The 20,110-nt window shown below is 47.0% G+C and carries 23 protein-coding genes; 21 read left to right on the forward strand and 2 right to left on the reverse strand.

Going from position 1 to position 20,110, the window contains the following annotated elements:
• Positions 1-3: 3 nt before the first annotated feature.
• Entirely contained in the window at positions 4-1,593 is a 1,590-nt protein-coding gene (locus G8759_RS14995) for a Na+/H+ antiporter (protein WP_167209262.1), read from the reverse strand.
• A gap of 118 nt (positions 1,594-1,711) precedes the next feature.
• A complete protein-coding gene (locus G8759_RS15000) occupies positions 1,712-2,287 on the reverse strand; it encodes an RNA polymerase sigma factor (protein ID WP_167209263.1) in 576 nt (191 codons plus the stop codon).
• Between the two features lie 783 nt (positions 2,288-3,070).
• On the opposite strand from G8759_RS15000, the gene G8759_RS15005 reads away from it, so the two are divergent.
• From G8759_RS15005 to G8759_RS15105, 21 genes are all read left to right on the forward strand, one after another.
• Complete coding sequence (locus G8759_RS15005; protein WP_167209265.1) at positions 3,071-4,363, forward strand: epoxide hydrolase family protein; 1,293 nt, start codon at positions 3,071-3,073, stop codon at positions 4,361-4,363.
• Positions 4,364-4,429: 66 nt separating this feature from the next.
• A complete protein-coding gene (locus G8759_RS15010) occupies positions 4,430-5,182 on the forward strand; it encodes an alpha/beta hydrolase (protein ID WP_167209267.1) in 753 nt (250 codons plus the stop codon).
• Positions 5,183-5,216: 34 nt separating this feature from the next.
• Positions 5,217-6,344 carry a redoxin domain-containing protein gene (locus G8759_RS15015; RefSeq protein ID WP_167209270.1) on the forward strand — a complete coding sequence of 376 codons (1,128 nt, stop codon included), beginning with the start codon at positions 5,217-5,219 and terminating at the stop codon, positions 6,342-6,344.
• Positions 6,345-6,613: 269 nt separating this feature from the next.
• Positions 6,614-7,165, forward strand: a complete 552-nt coding sequence (locus tag G8759_RS15020; RefSeq protein ID WP_167209272.1) for a YceI family protein — start codon at positions 6,614-6,616, stop codon at positions 7,163-7,165.
• Positions 7,166-7,176: 11 nt separating this feature from the next.
• Positions 7,177-7,395 (forward strand): tautomerase family protein, encoded by a 219-nt coding sequence (locus G8759_RS15025; protein WP_167209274.1) that lies wholly within the window; start codon positions 7,177-7,179, stop codon positions 7,393-7,395.
• Positions 7,396-7,407: 12 nt separating this feature from the next.
• Complete coding sequence (locus G8759_RS15030; RefSeq protein WP_167209276.1) at positions 7,408-8,142, forward strand: SDR family NAD(P)-dependent oxidoreductase; 735 nt, start codon at positions 7,408-7,410, stop codon at positions 8,140-8,142.
• A 71-nt stretch (positions 8,143-8,213) separates the two neighbouring features.
• Entirely contained in the window at positions 8,214-8,594 is a 381-nt protein-coding gene (locus tag G8759_RS15035) for a nuclear transport factor 2 family protein (RefSeq protein ID WP_167209278.1), read from the forward strand.
• A gap of 226 nt (positions 8,595-8,820) precedes the next feature.
• On the forward strand, positions 8,821-9,969 hold the full coding sequence (locus tag G8759_RS15040; protein WP_167209280.1) for a hypothetical protein: 1,149 nt from the start codon (positions 8,821-8,823) through the stop codon (positions 9,967-9,969).
• A gap of 180 nt (positions 9,970-10,149) precedes the next feature.
• A complete protein-coding gene (locus G8759_RS15045; RefSeq protein ID WP_167209282.1) occupies positions 10,150-11,124 on the forward strand; it encodes an adenylate/guanylate cyclase domain-containing protein in 975 nt (324 codons plus the stop codon).
• A 45-nt stretch (positions 11,125-11,169) separates the two neighbouring features.
• Positions 11,170-11,643 (forward strand): nuclear transport factor 2 family protein, encoded by a 474-nt coding sequence (locus G8759_RS15050; protein ID WP_167209284.1) that lies wholly within the window; start codon positions 11,170-11,172, stop codon positions 11,641-11,643.
• Between the two features lie 56 nt (positions 11,644-11,699).
• Complete coding sequence (locus G8759_RS15055) at positions 11,700-11,978, forward strand: DsbA family protein (protein WP_167209287.1); 279 nt, start codon at positions 11,700-11,702, stop codon at positions 11,976-11,978.
• Positions 11,979-12,037: 59 nt separating this feature from the next.
• On the forward strand, positions 12,038-12,175 hold the full coding sequence (locus tag G8759_RS15060) for a hypothetical protein (protein WP_167209289.1): 138 nt from the start codon (positions 12,038-12,040) through the stop codon (positions 12,173-12,175).
• Positions 12,176-12,322: 147 nt separating this feature from the next.
• The gene (locus G8759_RS15065; RefSeq protein ID WP_167209291.1) at positions 12,323-13,066 is read left to right on the forward strand and encodes a hypothetical protein; all 744 of its coding nucleotides are present in this window, start codon (positions 12,323-12,325) and stop codon (positions 13,064-13,066) included.
• 138 nt (positions 13,067-13,204) lie between these two features.
• A complete protein-coding gene (locus tag G8759_RS15070) occupies positions 13,205-14,530 on the forward strand; it encodes an epoxide hydrolase family protein (protein ID WP_167209293.1) in 1,326 nt (441 codons plus the stop codon).
• 179 nt (positions 14,531-14,709) lie between these two features.
• Positions 14,710-15,381 carry an isochorismatase family cysteine hydrolase gene (locus G8759_RS15075; RefSeq protein ID WP_167209295.1) on the forward strand — a complete coding sequence of 224 codons (672 nt, stop codon included), beginning with the start codon at positions 14,710-14,712 and terminating at the stop codon, positions 15,379-15,381.
• Positions 15,378-16,238 (forward strand): enoyl-CoA hydratase/isomerase family protein, encoded by an 861-nt coding sequence (locus tag G8759_RS15080; RefSeq protein ID WP_167209297.1) that lies wholly within the window; start codon positions 15,378-15,380, stop codon positions 16,236-16,238. Before G8759_RS15075 ends, G8759_RS15080 begins: the two co-directional genes overlap by 4 nt.
• Positions 16,239-16,258: 20 nt before the next feature.
• Complete coding sequence (locus G8759_RS15085; protein WP_167209299.1) at positions 16,259-16,786, forward strand: hypothetical protein; 528 nt, start codon at positions 16,259-16,261, stop codon at positions 16,784-16,786.
• A gap of 77 nt (positions 16,787-16,863) precedes the next feature.
• Positions 16,864-17,313 carry a Crp/Fnr family transcriptional regulator gene (locus G8759_RS15090; RefSeq protein ID WP_167209301.1) on the forward strand — a complete coding sequence of 150 codons (450 nt, stop codon included), beginning with the start codon at positions 16,864-16,866 and terminating at the stop codon, positions 17,311-17,313.
• A 237-nt stretch (positions 17,314-17,550) separates the two neighbouring features.
• On the forward strand, positions 17,551-18,567 hold the full coding sequence (locus G8759_RS15095) for a hypothetical protein (RefSeq protein WP_167209303.1): 1,017 nt from the start codon (positions 17,551-17,553) through the stop codon (positions 18,565-18,567).
• Positions 18,568-18,704: 137 nt separating this feature from the next.
• On the forward strand, positions 18,705-19,547 hold the full coding sequence (locus G8759_RS15100; RefSeq protein WP_167209306.1) for an SDR family oxidoreductase: 843 nt from the start codon (positions 18,705-18,707) through the stop codon (positions 19,545-19,547).
• Positions 19,547-19,990 carry a DMT family transporter gene (locus tag G8759_RS15105; protein WP_167209308.1) on the forward strand — a complete coding sequence of 148 codons (444 nt, stop codon included), beginning with the start codon at positions 19,547-19,549 and terminating at the stop codon, positions 19,988-19,990. The genes G8759_RS15100 and G8759_RS15105 overlap by 1 nt, the downstream gene beginning before the upstream one ends.
• The last annotated feature ends 120 nt before the right edge of the window (positions 19,991-20,110 follow it).

The raw sequence follows: 20,110 nt of genomic DNA on the forward strand, positions 1-20,110 counted from the left end.
GTTCTACGTTTTTCGGGTTCTAGCCTCTTCCAGATCCAATTCGCGTTCTTTCGCCCGGATTAAATGGTCCGCAAATATATTATCCCGGTGCATTTTCTTTAGGACAGCACGCCTGACCCGAATTATTTCGAGCAACATATCCCGGTAGGTTTTCATAAAGGATGGTGATAAGTCATCATCGGCAACCAGGCTTTTATTCGCTATTTCTGCCATCCGCTCATACCTGTTTTTTACTCTCGTAAAAACAGGTATTTCAGTGATCTCGGTTGGGCAGTTGCGTTCTAAATATTCAATTACCGCAATTGCTAACTTATAGCGAATCGTATTTTCCTGCTGAACGTCATTCTCATGGGTCTCCACTTTTAACCAGCGTAATAAAAAAGGCAGTGTAAGACCTTGAAGAATCAACGTGGCTAGTATAACCGTGAAGGTAATAAACAATATTAAGCTCCTGTACGGAAATTCAATACCCGTTGAGAGGGTTAATGGAATAGCTAAAGCAGAGGCCAGCGATACGACGCCACGCATGCCACTCCACCCGACAACAAAGTCCGCTTTCCAGTTAAATCGGGCCTCATTATTTTCTCGACTGGGTTTAAGCAAACGGATTAGATAGTTCACTGTAAAGACCCAGAACAAGCGAATGATAATGGTTACCAGGCTTATGATAACCGCATAAAAAATGATGTGCGGGAAGGAATAACGCTCTATACCTTTAATTATTTGTGGTAATTGTAATCCTATCAAAATGAAGACGATTCCGTTCAGGAGAAAGACCAGAACTGACCAAACCGTTAACGACTGCAAGCGAGAGTTATAGGCGAAAATGTCGGCAGATCGATAGGATACTAGCAACCCACCGCTTACTACCGCCAATACACCGGAAAAATGAAAATGCTCCGCCGTCAGATACATTAAATAGGGTGTAATCAATGTGAGTGCGGTGTCTGTGCCGGCTGTTGTCGGTAAATTTTTATGGATTAAATATACCAGATGGCCAATGGCGAGTCCAATGACAACACCCATGATAACCACAGTGAAAAATCCTACTGTCGCATCCCAAAAAATAAACTTACCCGTGAGGATGCAAATCAGTGCAAAACGGAAGACGATTAAACTGGTGGCATCGTTTAGTAAACTTTCCCCATCCAAAATGGTGGTCACACGTCGGGGTATCTTCAATTTCTGTAAAACGGATGTAGCCGCAATAGCATCAGGTGGTGAAATAATACTCCCTAATAGAAACCCGGCTGCCAGCGAAAAATTGGGAATCAACCAATAAGAAACAAACGCGATACCTGTGGCTGTAAAAATGACAAGGCCAACGGCTAAGGTGCCAATGGATCGACGTAAATGCCAAAACTCACTCCAGGCAGTGTTCCAGGCAGCTGAGTAGAGTAATGGAGGGAGAAAGATGAAAAAAATAACATCAGGCCTCATACTTACCAACGGTACGCCTGGAATGAAACTGATAATGAGCCCGGCAAGAACTAATACGATCGGGTAGGGGACATTAAGTTTTTCACTGATAAGCGCCAACATGGAAACCACGAATAACAGGGTCAACACAAGGAGCAAATGATTTTCTAACATGGCGCAAATGTCAACATGTTGATAATTAGAAAGATAGGTGAGGATGCGCAATAAAGATCAGACTCCCGTTCTGATTCAGAAACAAGACATAGTTGGTGAATCAGCTAATAAACCCGACTCAATATGGTTGCTTCGCATAGAGTTTATTAAGCTTTGTTCTGGCCCTTTTTAGCCGCATTTTAACGGCACTGGCCGAAAGCATAAACCGAGCCTGGATGTGTTCAATGGATTGACCATCGCGATATTTAAGATATAACATGGTTCTATCCGTTTCTGAAATACTACTAAGCAGCGCCAGCATCCTGCTTTCTGCCGGGTCTTGCTGACTTGTACTTTCCTCAAATGTCATCGCGAAATCACCTGCACTCCCCTCATGATTTTCATTGAGTTGGGAGATTGGCAGACGCTTTGAATTCCGAAAAAACTCCCGATAATGATTGTAGGTAATCGTGTAGAGCCAGGTAGAAAAGGATGATAGCTCCCTGAAGGAATGCAGGTGGTCAAATGCCTTTAATAAAATATCCTGTGCGAGATCAAAGGCGAGGTCCGAATCCTGGCAAAGGGAAAGACATTTATTGTATACTTTTGGGTAGTATCGTTGATACAGTATGCTCATTCCCAATTGGTTACCCATACGATGCTGCTGAACCCAGTAATCATCACCGGTAATTAAAGTAAGCTGGTCAATTTTCATAGTAGTAATTGGTTACATTGATAAGGAATTTTTAATCCAGGCGGTAAAGGCTTCAGACTGGCCACAACGATACCGCTACCCTGAAATGGGGCTTTCAGTCAGTTGCCGCTTTATTTGCTGGTGCGTATTCTTAAAAGTCCATCTGTTTACCAGACGCTTGAAGTGGTTTGAACAGGGATCTGATTGTGGCGCTCTTGCAAGTGCCCTGTTTTTCTTCGAACAGACAGCTAACTGTATTCTTCTCAGAGTTTATATGAACCAGCTAATCTGGATCAGAGCGTGTTCAGTATCGTTCCCATGAACGACGACCTGGGAACAGGGCTCCGTCAAGCTGGCTGATCAAAACACCCGTAGTTCTGGTTTGTGCTTCGATTCGCCCTTTGCCGACTCTTGTTCATGGTTCAATTGGGGGTAGTCGAAAAGTGTGCCAAATCCCGAATTCGCTGCCAGCTTGAGGTAGAAACGCTCTTTATACGCTCAGATACGGCTTTTCTGGAGGAATTAGCTTATCAATTATTGAAGCAAGAGTCCATAAACTCCAATTTCATGGAGTATGTAGGTTTCGATGACTCCATGAGATTGGAGGTGGTGGCTGATAGTTCTCATCGAAGCCAGACTTGGGCGTAAATCAGTCCATTTGCTTTTGTATGGTCAGTCGACAAAAGCTTCAATGTGGTCGCTTACTGTGCCCTTGTGGGCCAATTATTTTTTAACGACTACAGTGTGACCAAGCCAATGAGCCTGCATCTATAGGGGCATCAAACCAGTTTAAAATCCCTCTACATGAAAAAAGTATTGTTTGCTCCTCTTTTAGCCGCAGCGGGCGGCTTCGGCCTTGCGGTTCAGGATGCCCCAGGCAATGCCCAGATCAGACAATCAGTCAAAGACCCGGTGGTCTCCGATGCGGTCCGGCCCTTTCACATAAACGTACCCGAAGCTGAGCTGGCTGAACTCCGCCGACGCGTGTTAGCCACTCGATGGCCAGGGCGGGAAACGGTCAAGGATCAATCTCAGGGTGTAAAGCTGGATAAGATTCAGGCACTTGTTCATTACTGGGGAACCGGCTATAACTGGCGTAAGGCAGAAAAGAAATTAAATGCACTGCCACAATTTGTTACTACAATTGACGGACTCGACATTCAGTTTGTGCACGTTCGCTCTAAACATCCCAACGCGCTTCCGCTCATTATGACTCATGGCTGGCCAGGTTCCATATTTGAGCTACTTAAAGTTATCGGTCCGCTCACCGACCCCACCGCGTACGGCGGTCATGCAGAAGAGGCATTTGATTTGGTTCTGCCCTCCATGCCTGGTTATGGATTTTCGGAAAAACCGAAGGATACTGACTGGGATGCTGATCGCATTGCAAAAGCCTGGGCTATACTGATGAAACGACTTGGCTATAAACACTATGTGTCTCAGGGTGGTGATTGGGGGTCGGTGGTTGCCGATAAGATGGCGCATCAGAAGCCAGAAGGATTGCTGGGTATCCACGTTAATATGCCAGCGACCGTGCCAGCAGACGTAGCAAAAGCCCTCAACAATGGTGATCCGGCCCCAGCCGGACTGTCCGACAAAGAAAAAGCCGCCTTCAAGTCTCTTGCTTATTTATACACAAAAGGCAGTGGGTATGCTGCCATGATGGTGACCCGACCGCAGACCCTGGGCTATGGGCTAACGGATTCACCGGCAGGTCTCGCAGCCTTTTTCTATGACAAGTTCAATGAATGGACGTACAGCGGTGGAGATGCTGATAAAGCATTTACAAAAGATGAGATGCTCGATGATATTACACTTTACTGGCTGACCAATACCGCTGTCTCTTCCGCCCAGCTTTACTGGGAAAATAACGCCAACAACTTCAACGCCGTGGATATTTCGATTCCTGCTGCTATAACGGTCTTTCCCGGCGAAATCTACCAGGCACCACGAAGCTGGGCCGAGCGTAGTTACCACAAACTCATCTATTTCAATGAGGTCGATAAAGGTGGTCATTTTGCCGCCTGGGAACAACCGGAGCTCTTTTCGGCTGAACTCCGGGCTGCCTTTAAATCACTGCGTGGCGTAACGAATTAGTACATGAAGCAGACGATTACGCTACCTGATGTCGGACGCGAAAACGAATCGCAAAATTTATAAATCATGAACAGGATATTATTTTGGCTTTTCTTGACGATCACATCCATTCTGAGCAGTAGGACGCAGGCACAGGTAAAAAACATTGTGCTGGTTCACGGGGCCTTTGCCGACGGATCAGGCTACCAAAAGCTGTATACTATTTTAAAATCTCATGGTTATAAGGTGAGTATTGTTGGTAATCCGAATACGGGGGTGGAAGATGATCTGGCCGCAACCAAAAGGGTATTGGATCGACAGAAAGGGCCTGTCATTCTGGTTGGGCATTCGTATGGCGGAGCGATCATTACGCTGGCCGGGAATTCGCCAAATGTAGTCGGTCTGGTCTATATTGCCGCATTTTCCCCCGATGAAGGAGAGTCCCTCGGACAATTACTCAGTTCTTATCCTGTTGATCCTAAGTCCGGAATACTGCCTCCGGTAGATGGGTATGTCTGGTATGATCAGGCGAAATTCCACTCTGGTTTTTGCGCTGATCTGCCAAATGAAGAAGCTGAATACATGTATGCTTCTCAGGTTCCAGTAGCCGTATCTGCCTTTGCGCATGTATTCAAGAATGTCGCCTGGAAAACGAAGCCAACCTGGCACATTGTTGCCACTGAAGATCATTCTATACCACCCGATCTGGAACGGTTTATGGGCAAACGAACAGGTGGTACCGTTTCGGAGATCAAAGGAAGCCACGTAATCTTTATTGCACAACCCAAAGCCGTTGCTGCAATCATAGAAACGGCGGCTAAGCATTCCCTGCTGAAATAAATCATAGTACACAGCATCTAACCTGCTATTATCCATGGGACAGATTAGATTTCAAACGGAGAAACCGAATATGTTTAACAATCTCAACTATGATCGCCGTCGTTTTTTAGGCACGGCAGCTATGACCCTGGCAGCCACTCAGTTTGGTATGTCGAATGTCAGTGGGCAATCACTGACACCCAGAGCGGTTCAGTTACCTATCGAACGAGCATTAGTATCGATTCGGAACGCAACTACCTGGCTTAACTCAACACCTCTGACAGCTGACGACATACGAGGGAAAGTTGTCCTGATTGACTTCTGGACCTACACTTGCATCAATTGGTTACGGACCCTTCCCTATGTCAGAGCATGGGCTACTAAATATAAAGTTCAGGGTTTGGTGGTGATTGGCGTACACACACCAGAGTTCGCTTTTGAGAAAAACATTGAGAATGTGAGGAGGGCCGCCAAAGACATGCGGGTTGATTATCCGATTGCGGTAGACAATGGCTATACGATCTGGAATGCGTTCGAGAACCGGTATTGGCCAGCTCTCTACTTCATTGATGGACAGGGGCAAATCCGGGATCACCAATTCGGAGAGGGTGACTATGAACGGGCAGAACGCATCATTCAGCAGTTGCTAAAGGAAGTCGGAGCGGGTGGTACTCAACAGGAGTTGGTGGCCATCGAAGCAAGCGGGGCTGAAGTGGCTGCTGATTGGAGTAGCTTAAAGTCACCGGAGAACTACCTTGGTTATGAACGAACGGAGAATTTTGCATCTCCCGGTGGTGCCATTCTGGATAAGCGACGCGTTTATGAATTACCCAAAAAGCTGAAGCTTAATCAGTGGGCACTTTCGGGTGATTGGACGGTTGAAAAACAGGCGATTACGCTCAACAAGGCCCAGGGGAGAATCACGATTCGTTTTCACGCCCGCGATCTTTACCTCGTCATGGGGCCTTCGGCATCAGATAAGCCGGTGCGATTTCGTGTACGCATTGATGGAGTGCCACCCGTTGCTGCGCATGGTGTTGACGTTGATGATCAAGGGTACGGCATGGTTACTGAACAGCGGCTGTATCAATTGATCCGGCAGCCAAAACCCATCGCTGACCGTCAATTCGAGATCGAATTTTTGGACTCGGGTGTGGATGCTTTTGCATTCACATTTGGCTGATTCTTTGCCTCCTCTAATCGATTGCTTTCCTCAATCAACATGGATAAGAGGCATTGCTGAAACAGTATCCACAAGTACATAATCTTGTTCCCGGAAATTTAATAGCGGCCTGTTTATGCGTATCCTACGAAAGGCTAAGTCGCCTTTATCACGCCTGAAATGTGATGTAAGTCACAATTAATCAGCTTTCTTCTGAAAGTGATGTAGATCACGTAATCCACCCGATTGCGCGAAACAACTTTGCATTGTTCTTTTAAACTATAAAACAAATGGATATTCAACAGTTCAATATCAATGGCGCCCAAAGTACGATTGACTGGGTCGGCCGTAAAGTAACCGGTGCGCATAATGGCACGATTGCGATCAAAGAAGGAACATTACTTTTTCGTGATGACGAGCTTACCGGCGGGAGATTTGTCATTGACACCCGGTCTATCAAAATCCTCGATGTTACCGATCCTGCTACGAATGCGCAATTTGCCGGCCACCTGGCTTCCGATGACTTTTTCAGTTCAGAACAGTACCCAGAAGCCATCTTTGAAATCAGCCAGGCTGAACCCCGCGAAAACGGGTCCTATCACGTTGAGGGCAAGCTGACAATTAAAGGGATTACGCATCCTACCAGTTTTGATGCCCAGGTGAATCGTTCGGGTAATTCGGCTACGGCTACTGGTAAAATCACCATAGACCGGACGAAGTATGGCATAAAGTTCCGCTCCTCCAGGTTCTTCCAAAATCTGGGTGATAACCTGATCTATAACAATTTTGATCTGAACATCAGATTAACTGCCGAAGCGATCACCCAACTAGCTCACGCTTAATTAGTCCGGCCATGCCATACGTAAAAATTGAAGTGACTCGCGAAGGTGTTACCCGCAAACAGAAACAGGAACTGATTAAAGGGGTAACGGATCTGATTACCACTGTGCTCAATAAAGACCCCCATCTGACGCACGTGGTTATCCAGGAAGTTAATCTGGACGATTGGGGGTATGCAGGTGAACAAACATCAGTTTTAAGAGAGCAGGGAATTACTGCCGACAGGCATTAACCAGGTTCGGACATGAGAACGCAAACTGTAATTGTTACCGGTGCATCATCCGGTATCGGTAAAGAAGTTGCCCGCTACTTTCTCGAAAAAGGCGACAACGTAGTGATCAACTCGGCAACAGCGTCAAAATTGGAAGAGACGTTTCGCGAGCTGGGTGGAGGTCCTAATCTTGCCTGGGTAGTCGGAAACGTTAGCGACAAAGCAACAGGCGAGCTACTGGTTAAAACGGCTGTCGAGCGATTTGGCTCTGCTGACATTCTGATCAATAATGCCGGCATTTACGAAACAAAGCCTTTCCTGGAGGTAGACGAGCCCTATTTAGACCGCTTTTTGACTACCAATTTTAAAGGTACGTTTTTCACGACGCAGGCAGTCATTCCGCAAATGCTGAAACAGCATGAGGGGGTGGTAATTAACATTGGTACACCGCTGGTCGAGCATGCTTTAGATGGTGCTCCATCCACGGCGCCTATTTCAAGCAAAGGCGCTATTCATGCGCTGACGGTACAGTTGGCCGCTGAATTTGGCAGAGATAATATTCGCATCAATACAATTGCCCCCGGTCAGATTCGTACACCAATGCATGGTGAAGACTCAGATAATGGAGCTGGCCTGCATCTGCTGAACCGGATCGGTGAAACGGAAGAAGTAGCGCATATGGTGTATGCGGTTGCCAAAAATAAGTTTGTCACCGGTGCCATCATCAATGTGGACGGTGGTATGGCCGCTGGTCATCGTCTAAACTGACCGAAAACAGGTTTGTATCCGCTTTAGGGCCCGGAACTTCTCCGGGCGCTAAAGTATAAATAGACATACAGATGAAAACGAATGAGGACGAAAGAGGGGCGATCGAACAAGCGCTGAAAAGGTATTATTTCCAGGGGATTTTTGAGGGTAATGTAGAATTACTGAATAAAGTATTTTATCCAGGTTCATTTGTCCTTGGCGACATAAATGGGAAACCTTATGCCAAAACTCTGGCTGAGTACCTTGATGGAGTTGCCCACCGAACCAGCCCCAAAGATTCCGGGCAGCCCTATGAAACGGAGATTATTGAGATTGATGTCATTAATTCAATCGCCGTAGCCAAAGTACGAGTGACTATGTATGAGTTCAATTATTATGACTTTCTGGCTTTTCATCAGCTGGATGGGCAATGGGTGATTGTCAATAAAATGCTTACCCACGTCGAACAGTAGGTAGATGATCAGCAATCATCTACCTACTAAAGCCATCCGGAAATAGACCAAAGCAGCCGAAGTGAGTGGGAAACCGCATCCGATTTTGCAGGAGCTATCAGGTGGGAGGCTATCGTCGGTCAGACAAATGCCCTAGTTCGAGTCATGGGCAACGTCCTGTATTTTTTTCTTAGGAATACGGCATAAAATAGCACAAGTTACTTACGTATAGTAGTATCCGTTCGATATGAAAAGCTGGCTTTTCGTTTTCTTTTTACTGGAGGCACGACTAGGCGTTGGTCAGTCAGATAGTCTTTCTGGCCTCAATCGGCTCGAACAAAAACGTTCGGACTTTCTTGTTGGCGACGTGGGTGAAAAGGAAGGTAACGGTATATTAAGTGGACTGCGTCCACAAGTTATGCAGTCAGGTAGAGAAGGCATTGTTAACCTTTTAGGGGACAACCTATACCTCCTTGGTTTACGTCTGCCTGGTCTGGCGCAGCCTATACAAAGTGGCCGTCCCGATTCGGTTCAGGTACAGAATCATCGGTACATTGAACTCTATCGCAACCACACCGATATGTCTTATCTATCGCCCAAAGGGGAGCTGGGTGCGCCGATTAAGTATATGCTTAACAGTGAGTTGGTCGCTAATTTTTTTCTGCTGGCCAGCCGCAATTCCCGATTGGCGATAGCTATTACGCCCCGATTCACAGTTCGGATTCGGGATGGGGCATCATCGCCGGTGGGAACGCCCAGTTACCGGATCGGAGCGAGAGCTTTTTACCGGATGACGTCGAATACGGTGCACTTTAAGTACCTGGAAGGACAGTTTTACCACCATTCCAATGGGCAGAGTGGCGATGTGTTCAATTCGGATGGCAGTTACAATACGGAAACCGGGGATTTCGCGACGAATTACCTCCAGGGAGATTACCATTGGGGTACTTATCACCGCAACCACTTCGGAACCTACTATGGACTGGGTGCTCGCTGGCATGCTCCCTTTTTTAATCATTCGGAAGGCTTATCCGGTCATTACGGATTTACACGGCTACAAGGCCATGCCCTCTATCGCCGGTTCCGGCGAAGTTCATCAGTCGTTACAGCCCTTCATAAATCATCGCTTACGGCTGAATGGATTCGAATTATTGTGAAGGCGTCTTACGCGGTTAATCGATTAGACAACGTTGGACTTGCCAGTGTCCACAGACGACTGAACACCGAACTCAGTGTGTATTATATTCCGCCATTTGGTCGTGAAACGGGCCTGTTTGCTACCGTTGGTTACTACGGCGAAGATCCGTATAACATTTATTTCAATAACCGCTACGCCTTTGTCCGATTGGGTATTGCCGTAGGTTTCACCCGGTATGATGAAGATGTACGCAAATAAGGCAAACTCGTTAGTAAGCGACAAAAGTTTTGGTAGCCGGACGACCTAGATTTAATAGGGAGAAGTTCCAAAATATGCATTCACAATCGGTAATAAATCCGAAACCATAGTTAAGCCACGAACTATCTGAAAGCGTCATCAGTTGGCGACGTTCAGTTCACTATTCAACTCGTTTTCGTCATGTCGACCACACCAAAGAGTTTTCGGGTTGAATTCGCCCAACAGAAAAGCATATTGGTTAGGGCAAATCAAACGCTGCTGGAGGCTGCCTTAACGACCGGTATTCCGATGTTACATTCATGTCAGGGAAATGCACGATGTTCGACCTGTCGGCTACTGGTTCATGCGGGTGCCGATGTACTCAGTACGCCAACGGCAGCAGAGCGACAATTAGCTGGTCAAATGCATTTGCCCCCAGATATTCGATTGGCCTGCCAGGCCCGCCTAGTTGGCGATGGGGCTAAAGTCACTCCAATTTTGCGCGACCAAACTGATATAGACTTGTATCTGAGCCCGTTAGCGGTGGGTAAAAGCCAGGATATGGGCATGGAAAAAGAACTGGTGTTGCTTTTTCTGGACATCCGTAATTTCACCCACCTGGTTGAGACCCATCTGGCTTTCGATGTGATTCACCTTGTTCGCAAACTGTTCACTGCTTTTCAGTTCATCTTGCAGAGCTTCGGGGGCAAGATCATTGAAAGCGCTGGCGATAGTTTATACATCGTTTTTGGCCTGGAGCAGACGCTGACCGCCAGTGCTTCAGCGGCCGTACAGGCGGGCTACGCCCTTCAGTCTGAACTTAACCGACTTAACGATCAGTATTTTCAAAAGTATTTTGATCTAAGCATCTCCATTGGTATTGGCGTTCATCAGGGCACGGTTATAAGCGGAACCATCTACCTGGGTGAGCAAAAGCATATAGTTGTCATGGGTCATGCTGTCAACGTAGCCTCTCGGTTGCAAAACGCAACCAAAGAGGTAAATAACGACTATATCGTGTCAGCTGATGTCATGGATTTATTGCCTAGGTCAACAAGGGTGGTTGATCCCATTACCATTCAGGTACGAGGTATTTCCAAACCTGTTCCTGTCTATTTGCTTGGGCAAGCGTACGAATTATCAAAAAAACCGTTGGCCCACGCCTATGTCAGTTGAGGTATTATCCCTTGATTATTCCTGAGTTTTTAAACGTAAACGATCATGAAACTATTGAACACTATTTATCAACTACTGTCGGGATCACCGGTTCGCCCAGGCGTGACGGACCTCAATGCCCGTCTGCTGAATACCTGGGTTCTCCATCAATCGATCGAATACCTGCATCCCCAATGCATCTGGCAACTGGGAGAGGGGCACATTCTTCAAGGATCTTACAAAGGCTATGATTTCTACAAATGGTACACGCAGCAATTAGACGCCAGGTATGCGACCTGGACGGAAGCCATCGAGAGTGTGATTAGCTCAGAGATAGGTGGCATTATTGTCGGGGAATACCAGTTTCAAAAAGAAATCGATGGCCTCTGGCAAACAGCTCCATTTACCCATTTTTATCGAATAGAGAATGATCAGATTACGTCGGTTCGCATGTACATGGGTGCCATATCAAGTCACTTGGATGCTGGTAATCAACTTATTGAGATAGCCTCCATTCAATTTTTTCTCTCGGCTAACTAACCTCCACTTAACCGATTGCCTTTCCAGTTGATTCGTCTTTTCTGTCGCTAGTTGCTATGAAAATCGCTTTAACCCGAGCAGACTCTGCTCAAGGACCGTTGGAACTGATTGAGTATGGTGACCCAACTCATCCCCAGAGTAGGCTGACCCGCCAAGAACTAAACGCAGTCGCCGACGGAATGAAAGGAGATGTATGCCTTCGCTACCGCTACTTTCCCCACCTGGAAAGCACCCAGTCCATACTGGGAGCCTGCGCACTTGAAGCAGCCGCCAGCCAGCACCAGTTCTGGTCGATATATCATGCACTGGCACGTTCATTAACCTGGCCACCCTAGCACGGCAAATTCGCCAGTTGGATCTAAATGAGTCGCAGTACTTTCAGGAATTGCTTGGCATGCAAACCCGACAGGCTGTTCTAACTGATTGGCAAGTCGGTTACGAGCTGGGCGTTAGCACGGCACCGACCCTGATTATGGCCGGACAACGGTTTCACGGTAAGTTAACCGTCGCCCTGATGGTGTCCTTCATCTAGTCGCACCTCAGCCGAAACCACCTTTGTATGCGTTCATAACCGGTTTGCGGTTTTGGGCTTAAGTAAAATCGTTAGCTAAAGAATAATGTCAATCAAATCGTGTCAACGAGTTCAGGATAACGACATGATCACAAACCAGTTCAAATAATGACTGCTCCACTAAAGATTCGATGCGGCTGGAAAGCTGTCCATCTGATTACACTATCAACCTTACTAGGGCTCGGCGGTTGTAGGGATCAAAATGCCGACATGTATGACAGTACGATCCTGGTCGTAACGGATTTTGCCAAAGGGGCGGATAGCTGGAAAGCTGATTACTCTGACTACCAGCTTAACGAAGCGGATAGCATTCACTTTGTGTCGGGAATACGTTCGTTACCAATGCCGCTGGATACAAGCCGAAAAGCATTTCTGGTGGGTAGCACGAATGCCAGTGACGATCTCTTCATGTTCCTGAAGCGAAAGCTTAGTGGTCTGCGGCCGACTACCAATTACCAGATCGTGTACGAGTTGGAATTGGCCTCAAAGTATCCTGCCCAATCGGTTGGAATTGGTGGCTCGCCTGGCCTGGCCCTGCATCTTAAAGTAGGCGCATCAGCGGTGGAACCAGTTAAAGTAGAAAAGAATCAGGGCTACTATCTAAATCTGGACAAGGGCGACCAGGCAACCGGTGGGAAAGATGTCATCTTAATCGGGGATGCCAGCAATGATAATACTGACGACCGCTATCGGTTGGTTCGTCGGTTCAGTAACGGAAAAAATCTGATGGCTCAAACCGATAAAAACGGAGACTTATGGTTGGTGGTTGGCACTGATTCGGGCTATGAAGGACGAACCGATTTATACTACAGTCGAATCCTGGTTAGTTTGAGACCAATAGTTCCTCAATGATTACCTTATAATTGACCACCATTTTTGTTTTATAAAGGCATTTATGACTATACCTACCTGGTGAAATTTATTTCGAAAGGCCTGGTGACCACGGGCAGCACTTTGCATCTCAAGGGCCGAAAATAATTACCTCAAAAAATGAAAACGACTGAACGAATCATCGCAAGCACTTTAATGGCTGGAGCCATAGTCCTGCATGGAACAACGAGTTCCGCACAAACAGAAAGTACGATCCAATCCGGATCCAATGAGTCAATACGTCCGTTCCGGATCCATGTTCCTGCGAAAGAACTCGCTAATCTGAAACGCCGGATTCTGGCCACTAAATGGCCCGGAAAAGAAACAGTTTCCGATCAATCGCAGGGTGTGCAACTAGAGACCGTTCAAAAGCTTGCCCACTATTGGGCAACGGATTACGATTGGCGAAAGGTCGAAGCCAGATTGAATGCCCTGCCGCAATTCATCACCAACATCGACGGGCTGGATATTCATTTCATTCACGTTCGTTCGAAGCATCCAAATGCTCTGCCCGTGATCATCACCCATGGTTGGCCGGGCTCGATCATTGAACAAATGAAGGTCATTGAGCCGCTGACAAATCCAACGGCACATGGCGGGAAGGCCGAAGATGCGTTCGATGTCGTGATTCCGTCACTGCCGGGCCATGGTTTTTCCGGGAAACCCACCGCCACTGGCTGGGATCCTATCCGAATAGCACGCGCCTGGATTGTGCTCATGAAGCGTCTGGGTTATACGCGATTCGTGGCGCAGGGGGGCGATTGGGGGGATGCCGTCTCGGAACAAATGGCTTTGCTGGGAGCTCCTGAATTGATCGGCATTCACACCAATATGCCTGCCACCGTACCCGACGACGTTGCAACCGCACTCCAATTCGGCACTCCGCCACCATCGGGCCTCTCTGCCGACGAGAAACATGCTTACGATCAACTCGATTTTTTCTATAAGCATGGTGTGGCTTACGCTCAGGAGATGGGAAACCGCCCACAGACATTATATGGCATCGAGGACTCACCGGTTGGTCTTGCCGCCTGGATGCTCGATCACGATGCGAGCAGTCACGCGCTCATTGCCCGTGTCTTTGATGGTAAAACCGAGGGACTCACACGGGATGACATTATCGACAACATTACCCTCTACTGGTTGACAGGCACAGCGGTTTCTTCGGCTCGCCTGTATTGGGAAAGTAAGCTTCCATTTTTCGCTCCCAAAAAAGTGACTATACCAGTTGCCGTAAGCGTCTTTCCTGATGAGATTTATGCAGCTCCGCGGAGTTGGGCAGAGAAAGCATTTTCAAACCTGATTCATTACAATCGGCTCCCTAAAGGCGGTCATTTTGCGGCCTGGGAGCAACCGGAATTCTACTCGACTGAACTGCGCGCAGCCTTCCAGTCTCTGCGCCAAACGGCCAGTAATGGTACGGCAAAGGCACCCACTGGTCGCTAATACTTTTCCCGGCCAGCATTACTAAAATGCCTGAGTATGTCGGGTCAGACTTTTCAGGGCGATAGTAATGTCGGGCCCATTGTAAAGTAAGTGTCATTGACGACCTGAAAAGAGCCTTGGCTACTTATATGGAAAGGTTCTTTACAAGCTGACTATCAGTTTGTTAAAAAAGTAACAAAATGGATAAACAAACCGAACGGGGTTTTGACCGATATGGCACTTATGAGCCTTCCCGGACTGGAATCCTGCTGATTGATCCCTATAATGATTTCTTACATCCTGAAGGCAAAGCCTATGCCCGATCGAAAGAAGTCATCCAAGAAGTCCACTTGTTGGATAATCTGGCCAGAGTAATCAACATAGCCCGCCAACTGCAAATCCAGGTGTTCTTTGTTCCCCATCATCGTGCTGAGCCAGGCGATTATCTAAACTGGAAATACCCCACTGCCCAGCAGCTCAGAACAGGAGAACAACAGGTTTTTGCAAAAGGCAGCTGGGGTGGCCAGTTTCATGCTGACTTTCAGCCGCAACCGGGTGACATCATTATCAAGGAGCACTGGGCACAAAGTGGGTTTGCCAATACTGATCTTGACCAGCAGTTGAAGCAGCATTCCATCGACCGTATCATCCTGATTGGAATGATTGCCAACACCTGCGTTGAGTCGACCGGTCGCTTCGGCATGGAATTGGGCTACCATGTTACGTTAGTAAAAGACGCTACAGCCGCAAATACCTGGCAGAACATGCAGGCAGCTCATGAGATAAATGGGCCCACGTTTGCGCACGCCATACTGACCACGGATGAACTACAGGCTATACTTCACAAAAAATCCTTACCCGTTAGCCAATGAATGTCTCATCAGAACAGCTGGCAGGAACGCCACTCCGGCTTACCCAGCATCATTCCGGCTACTGGCAGGTAACCATTGACGCTCCTCCACTCAATCTGTTCGGTCCGGAGCTGCTGACCGGCCTGGAGGAAATTATACGCCGGATGAAAATGGCGCCGGAACTACGTGTACTTGTATTCGACAGTGCCGTTCCGGATTATTTTATCGCGCACTTCGATATCAAGAAAGGAGGGGAGATACTGACTCGTAAAACACCCTCAGGCTTATTGCCCTGGTTCGACGTAGCGTTGGCACTCTATGAGTCGCCCGTCATTAGTATTGCTTCAATCCGGGGTCGCACTCGCGGTGTGGGCATCGAATTTGCCGCTGCCTGCGACATGCGCTTTGCCAGTGAAAAGTCAATTTTTGGCCAATTTGAAGTGGGCGTCAGTACCATTCCTGGGGGTGGTAGCATGGAGTTTCTCCCCCTGCTGACTGGCAGGGCGAGGGCTCTGGAGATCATCATTGGCGCGGAAGACCTGGAAGCGGCTACTGCCGAACGCTACGGACTGATCAACCGCCTGATTCCGGATGATCAACTCGATAACTTTGTCCACCAATTAGCCCTTCGCATCAGTCATTTTGACCCGGTGATCACGGGCATGGCGAAAACGATGATCAACCAGCGTGCGCCAAAAGTATTTATGGAGCACATGAATGCTTCACGTGCTGCATTCATCGAGGCCAATCTGCGTCCTGAACGAAAGTCGATTTCTCAAAAATTGCAGGGGTGGGGCATACAACAGGACGGCGATTTTGAACGTAATCTTGGCCTCTATTTAAGCCGCATCAGCGAGGAGGTTAGTCAGAAATCATAAACTATAAAAAAAGCCATCAAATGAAAATCGCCGAACAACTGGTTGATTCTAGCTTTAGTGCTATCATCAATGCCCCGATTGAGAAAGTCAATATACCCGAATGGGCCTTCAACTTATCCGAGAAGGAATACCAGGACTGCTCACCCGCGCATGTTTCTGTAGGTAAAACGACTGGGCCTGAGGGACGACGGATGACGATCAATGTGGAGGTAATTGGTGGAAGTCCTATGGTGCAGCATTACCAGGAAGAAGTATCCGAGCCCAATCACCTTGTGCTGACATCATTCTCCGATGTTTTTGCCCCGACGGGACGTATAAATATCTACGTTCGCTGGGAGCTCAGTGTCAAATCAATCAGTGATACCCAATGCGAGTTTACGAATCGAGTGGTCTCTTTTGCCACGGATGATATGCTTCTGAGCCTGGAACGTCAGGGTATACCTTTTGATGTGTTTAAAGCTCAGCGGCAACCGGCTTCCACTTACCATAATTTTAAGGAAACCCCATTGTTTGCTGCGAGCATCGAGCGAGCTGCATTAAGGGCATAATGTAATCTTTAGGCGATTATGAATACCCGCGCTTCCTGAGAAAGTGTATCACTTGTTTTCCTTAAGCTGGCGCTGCCATGGACCCAAAAGAAACGCTTAAGCAGCACATCGCTAAAACCACTTCCGTTTCAGACGAGCAGTTCGATTTCATCTTTTCGCATTTCAAGCCGCAAGTTTTCAAAAAAGGGCAAACCATTTTTGCGGCAGGTGACAATATAGACTGTGAGTTCTTTGTCGTTCGGGGTTGTTTAAAAACCTTTTACATCAATGACGATCTAAAGATGTTTATACTTCAGATCGCCAAACCTTGCTGGTGGGCTTCTGATTACAACGCTTTATACACAGGTGTCAAAGCAACAGTCAGTCTGGATTGTATCACGGATTCGGAGCTACTTTGTCTGAAAGCAGAAGATCGGGAGAAACTTTGCCAGGAAATACACGCAATTGAGCATTTCTTCCGATGGCGTACCAATATGGGTTATGTGACAGCCCAAAAGCAATTGCTTTCGATCATAAAGTTGATGTAAGTTTTGGATGAATAACATCCTGTAACTGACCGGAGAAAATACTTGGTGTCCTTTTGAAATAATCACCAGCCTTGAACCATTTTACAAATTTGTTTACAGGTTGAGATTGAACTCAGGCAAATGTTGGGGAATTTGAGCCAGCCGCTGAACTGCAACCTCAACATGAAATCATCCAATAACGATTGTTTCTGAAGTCTGCGCGTCTGTTGCTCATTCAAACCACAAACTAATTGGATCATGGAAGCACTCGATTCAGACATTATAAATGCAGAGCCCGTTCTAACGAGCTTACGGGCACAACTACAAACCTTTGCTATTTCGCCCGATGTCTACTTAAGTCGTTCTCAAACGAATAGCCAGAATAACCAACCAGAACCGTCGCTAACGACTAGAAAGGTGAAGACACAGGGTATCCATGAGGGTGTTTTACCGAAGATCTTACAATTGCTGGGAATACGCAGCATGATCTTAAATTCCCGGCATGACCTTGTTCCACTGGCTACGATTAGCGTTGACATCCCCAAATCAGCAAGTAAACAATACCAGTGGCAATACATGAAGAGTAGTGATTTGATTCAGGAACTACAGTCGCTATTTCAAAATTGCCGGATAATTGCGTTTACTGATTGGTCGAAACTGGCCGCAGCATCTGATCTCTGGACAGGCCTGCTGACTGATGTCATTAAACCGATTGGAAAGCAGGATCTGGAATTTATTTTTTATCTGGGTGATCCTCAGAAAAAGCGTTCGTTTCAGGTCGATGAGATCCTGGATATCATCAGTGATTTTTCTTATTACGGCCAGGTCACTTTTGCTTTAGATGAAGGGGAAGCCATCAAACTTTGGATGGTACTCAACGGCGTTCACTGGGAGACCCCAGTTACGGTTCAGAGTTATCGCGACTTGAAACGAAAATACGTTTCAATTTTTCAGGCGATGAACATCGCCCGGTTGCTGATCTATTCGGCAAATAAAGCAGTTCTACTTACCAAACTAGAGCAATTTGCCCTTGCCCGTAAACAGGTTGCACCCACAATAGAAATGGCAACCGATGCCCGGCTGCATTTCATTAAAGGGTTCAGCATTGGCCTGCTACATCAACTTGACATGCCGCGCTGCCTGGCACTTGGTCTTATCGTTTTTGGCAGTTATGGTGAACGAAGAGCCAGCCCAGATAAAAAAGACCTAATAGGCTATATAAACCGGTGGATTGACGATCTCCAGAAATCAGAGACGCTGCCCCATTACCATTAATCAATCATTATCCTGCCTTATTAGACGCTTTCTATCCGATAGATTGTTCATGGCGTCTTGGCATCGCTATGATTAAATAGCGATTCGTCAAAATTATCCAATTACACGAAGAACCCATCGCAAAAACCGAAACGAATATGAACACGACAAAAGTTTGGTATGTAACCGGAGCGTCGCAGGGATTAGGATTGACTCTGGTGAAAAAATTATTGACAAATGGCTACAAAGTAGCTGCAACTTCTCGCACCCTTACTGGCTTGCTACAAGCTGTTGGCATACAGGATGAAGCTCATTTTCTGCCATTGGCCGTTGATCTGACGAATGCAGACTCGATCCAGCAGTCGATCCAACAAACCACAGCTATTTTTGGCCGGATCGATGTAGTTGTCAATAATGCAGGGTACGGCATGAGTGGATCCGTTGAGGATAGTAACGAACAGGATGTTCGAAACATATTTACCATTAATATACTGGCAACGATACAAGTGACGAAAGCCGTGTTGCCACTGATGCGTCATCAGCGATCCGGCTATGTCATCAATATTGCTTCCGTCGCCGGTTTTGCAGGCGCTCCTGGCTGGTCGATCTATTCCGCAACCAAAGCCGCAGTAATCGCTTTTTCAGAAGTACTGGCCGCTGACGTGAGGGAATTTGGAATTAATGTGACTGTTGCCGAACCCTCTGGCTTTCGCACGGGCTTTCTGACCAAAGAGTCACTTGTGCTTGCCGAAAGTACGTTAGGTGACTACAAAACTATTAGAAACACGCAGGATCGTTACCTGGCCATAAATGGTCAACAAGCCGGAGATCCCGAAAAAGCCGCTGCGCTATTTATCGAACTCGCTGAGCATCCGAAGCCGCCCCTACACCTGTTTATGGGTGTCGATGCGTTTAATCGGGCCAGCGAAAAAATCAGCGACTTGTCTGCTGAGCTAACCGTATGGAAAGACCTGTCATTTGCTGTCGATTTCCAATCCTGATGAATTTACTGGTTTTTATCGTCTTGGGTATTGCCGTGGGTATGCTGATTCCGCTTATACCTGTTTATACTGCCGTATTGAATCGTTTCACCGGTGGCTTGTCTAACTCGGCTCCCATCATCTTTGGCATTGGGTTAGTCCTGACGATCGGGCTAAAAGTACTTTTAACCAGGGAATTTATCTGGCCTGCGCAAGTTGTCAAAGCACCCTGGTATTCGTTTATGGGTGGTTCTATTTTAGCCATTTACTTGCTATTGACCCCGTTGTTATTGCCTCGTTTAGGTGTTGGATTAACCATCAGCTTAATTGTTTTTGGCCAATTACTCATGGCCGTATTGATTGATCACGTTGGTCTTTTTGGCAACGATTCGTTCCCGCTCAATTGGCCTCGAGCGGGTGGCCTTCTTCTTATTGCAATTGGTGTTTGGTTATTAAAGAAATGAGTTGTCTTAAGTTAATTTCAGGACTTTTGCTAGACTGGTTTCAACTTCGAATTGGAATTTTATTGGCTAGACCAGGTGATATCGCTACCAATTGACAGTGCCAAGATGGCCGTACTCAAT

It is taken from the genome of Spirosoma aureum (assembly GCF_011604685.1).
Classification (GTDB): domain Bacteria; phylum Bacteroidota; class Bacteroidia; order Cytophagales; family Spirosomataceae; genus Spirosoma; species Spirosoma aureum.

What these genes read in the sequence shown, in the direction of transcription:
- G8759_RS14995 (WP_167209262.1), bottom strand. Translation starts at nt 1,593, where the DNA reads ATGTTAGAAAATCATTTGCTCCTTGTGTTGACCCTGTTATTCGTGGTT.
- G8759_RS15000 (WP_167209263.1), bottom strand. Translation starts at nt 2,287, where the DNA reads ATGAAAATTGACCAGCTTACTTTAATTACCGGTGATGATTACTGGGTT.
- G8759_RS15005 (WP_167209265.1), top strand. Translation starts at nt 3,071, where the DNA reads ATGAAAAAAGTATTGTTTGCTCCTCTTTTAGCCGCAGCGGGCGGCTTC.
- G8759_RS15010 (WP_167209267.1), top strand. Translation starts at nt 4,430, where the DNA reads ATGAACAGGATATTATTTTGGCTTTTCTTGACGATCACATCCATTCTG.
- G8759_RS15015 (WP_167209270.1), top strand. Translation starts at nt 5,217, where the DNA reads ATGGGACAGATTAGATTTCAAACGGAGAAACCGAATATGTTTAACAAT.
- G8759_RS15020 (WP_167209272.1), top strand. Translation starts at nt 6,614, where the DNA reads ATGGATATTCAACAGTTCAATATCAATGGCGCCCAAAGTACGATTGAC.
- G8759_RS15025 (WP_167209274.1), top strand. Translation starts at nt 7,177, where the DNA reads ATGCCATACGTAAAAATTGAAGTGACTCGCGAAGGTGTTACCCGCAAA.
- G8759_RS15030 (WP_167209276.1), top strand. Translation starts at nt 7,408, where the DNA reads ATGAGAACGCAAACTGTAATTGTTACCGGTGCATCATCCGGTATCGGT.
- G8759_RS15035 (WP_167209278.1), top strand. Translation starts at nt 8,214, where the DNA reads ATGAAAACGAATGAGGACGAAAGAGGGGCGATCGAACAAGCGCTGAAA.
- G8759_RS15040 (WP_167209280.1), top strand. Translation starts at nt 8,821, where the DNA reads ATGAAAAGCTGGCTTTTCGTTTTCTTTTTACTGGAGGCACGACTAGGC.
- G8759_RS15045 (WP_167209282.1), top strand. Translation starts at nt 10,150, where the DNA reads ATGTCGACCACACCAAAGAGTTTTCGGGTTGAATTCGCCCAACAGAAA.
- G8759_RS15050 (WP_167209284.1), top strand. Translation starts at nt 11,170, where the DNA reads ATGAAACTATTGAACACTATTTATCAACTACTGTCGGGATCACCGGTT.
- G8759_RS15055 (WP_167209287.1), top strand. Translation starts at nt 11,700, where the DNA reads ATGAAAATCGCTTTAACCCGAGCAGACTCTGCTCAAGGACCGTTGGAA.
- G8759_RS15060 (WP_167209289.1), top strand. Translation starts at nt 12,038, where the DNA reads ATGCAAACCCGACAGGCTGTTCTAACTGATTGGCAAGTCGGTTACGAG.
- G8759_RS15065 (WP_167209291.1), top strand. Translation starts at nt 12,323, where the DNA reads ATGACTGCTCCACTAAAGATTCGATGCGGCTGGAAAGCTGTCCATCTG.
- G8759_RS15070 (WP_167209293.1), top strand. Translation starts at nt 13,205, where the DNA reads ATGAAAACGACTGAACGAATCATCGCAAGCACTTTAATGGCTGGAGCC.
- G8759_RS15075 (WP_167209295.1), top strand. Translation starts at nt 14,710, where the DNA reads ATGGATAAACAAACCGAACGGGGTTTTGACCGATATGGCACTTATGAG.
- G8759_RS15080 (WP_167209297.1), top strand. Translation starts at nt 15,378, where the DNA reads ATGAATGTCTCATCAGAACAGCTGGCAGGAACGCCACTCCGGCTTACC.
- G8759_RS15085 (WP_167209299.1), top strand. Translation starts at nt 16,259, where the DNA reads ATGAAAATCGCCGAACAACTGGTTGATTCTAGCTTTAGTGCTATCATC.
- G8759_RS15090 (WP_167209301.1), top strand. Translation starts at nt 16,864, where the DNA reads ATGGACCCAAAAGAAACGCTTAAGCAGCACATCGCTAAAACCACTTCC.
- G8759_RS15095 (WP_167209303.1), top strand. Translation starts at nt 17,551, where the DNA reads ATGGAAGCACTCGATTCAGACATTATAAATGCAGAGCCCGTTCTAACG.
- G8759_RS15100 (WP_167209306.1), top strand. Translation starts at nt 18,705, where the DNA reads ATGAACACGACAAAAGTTTGGTATGTAACCGGAGCGTCGCAGGGATTA.
- G8759_RS15105 (WP_167209308.1), top strand. Translation starts at nt 19,547, where the DNA reads ATGAATTTACTGGTTTTTATCGTCTTGGGTATTGCCGTGGGTATGCTG.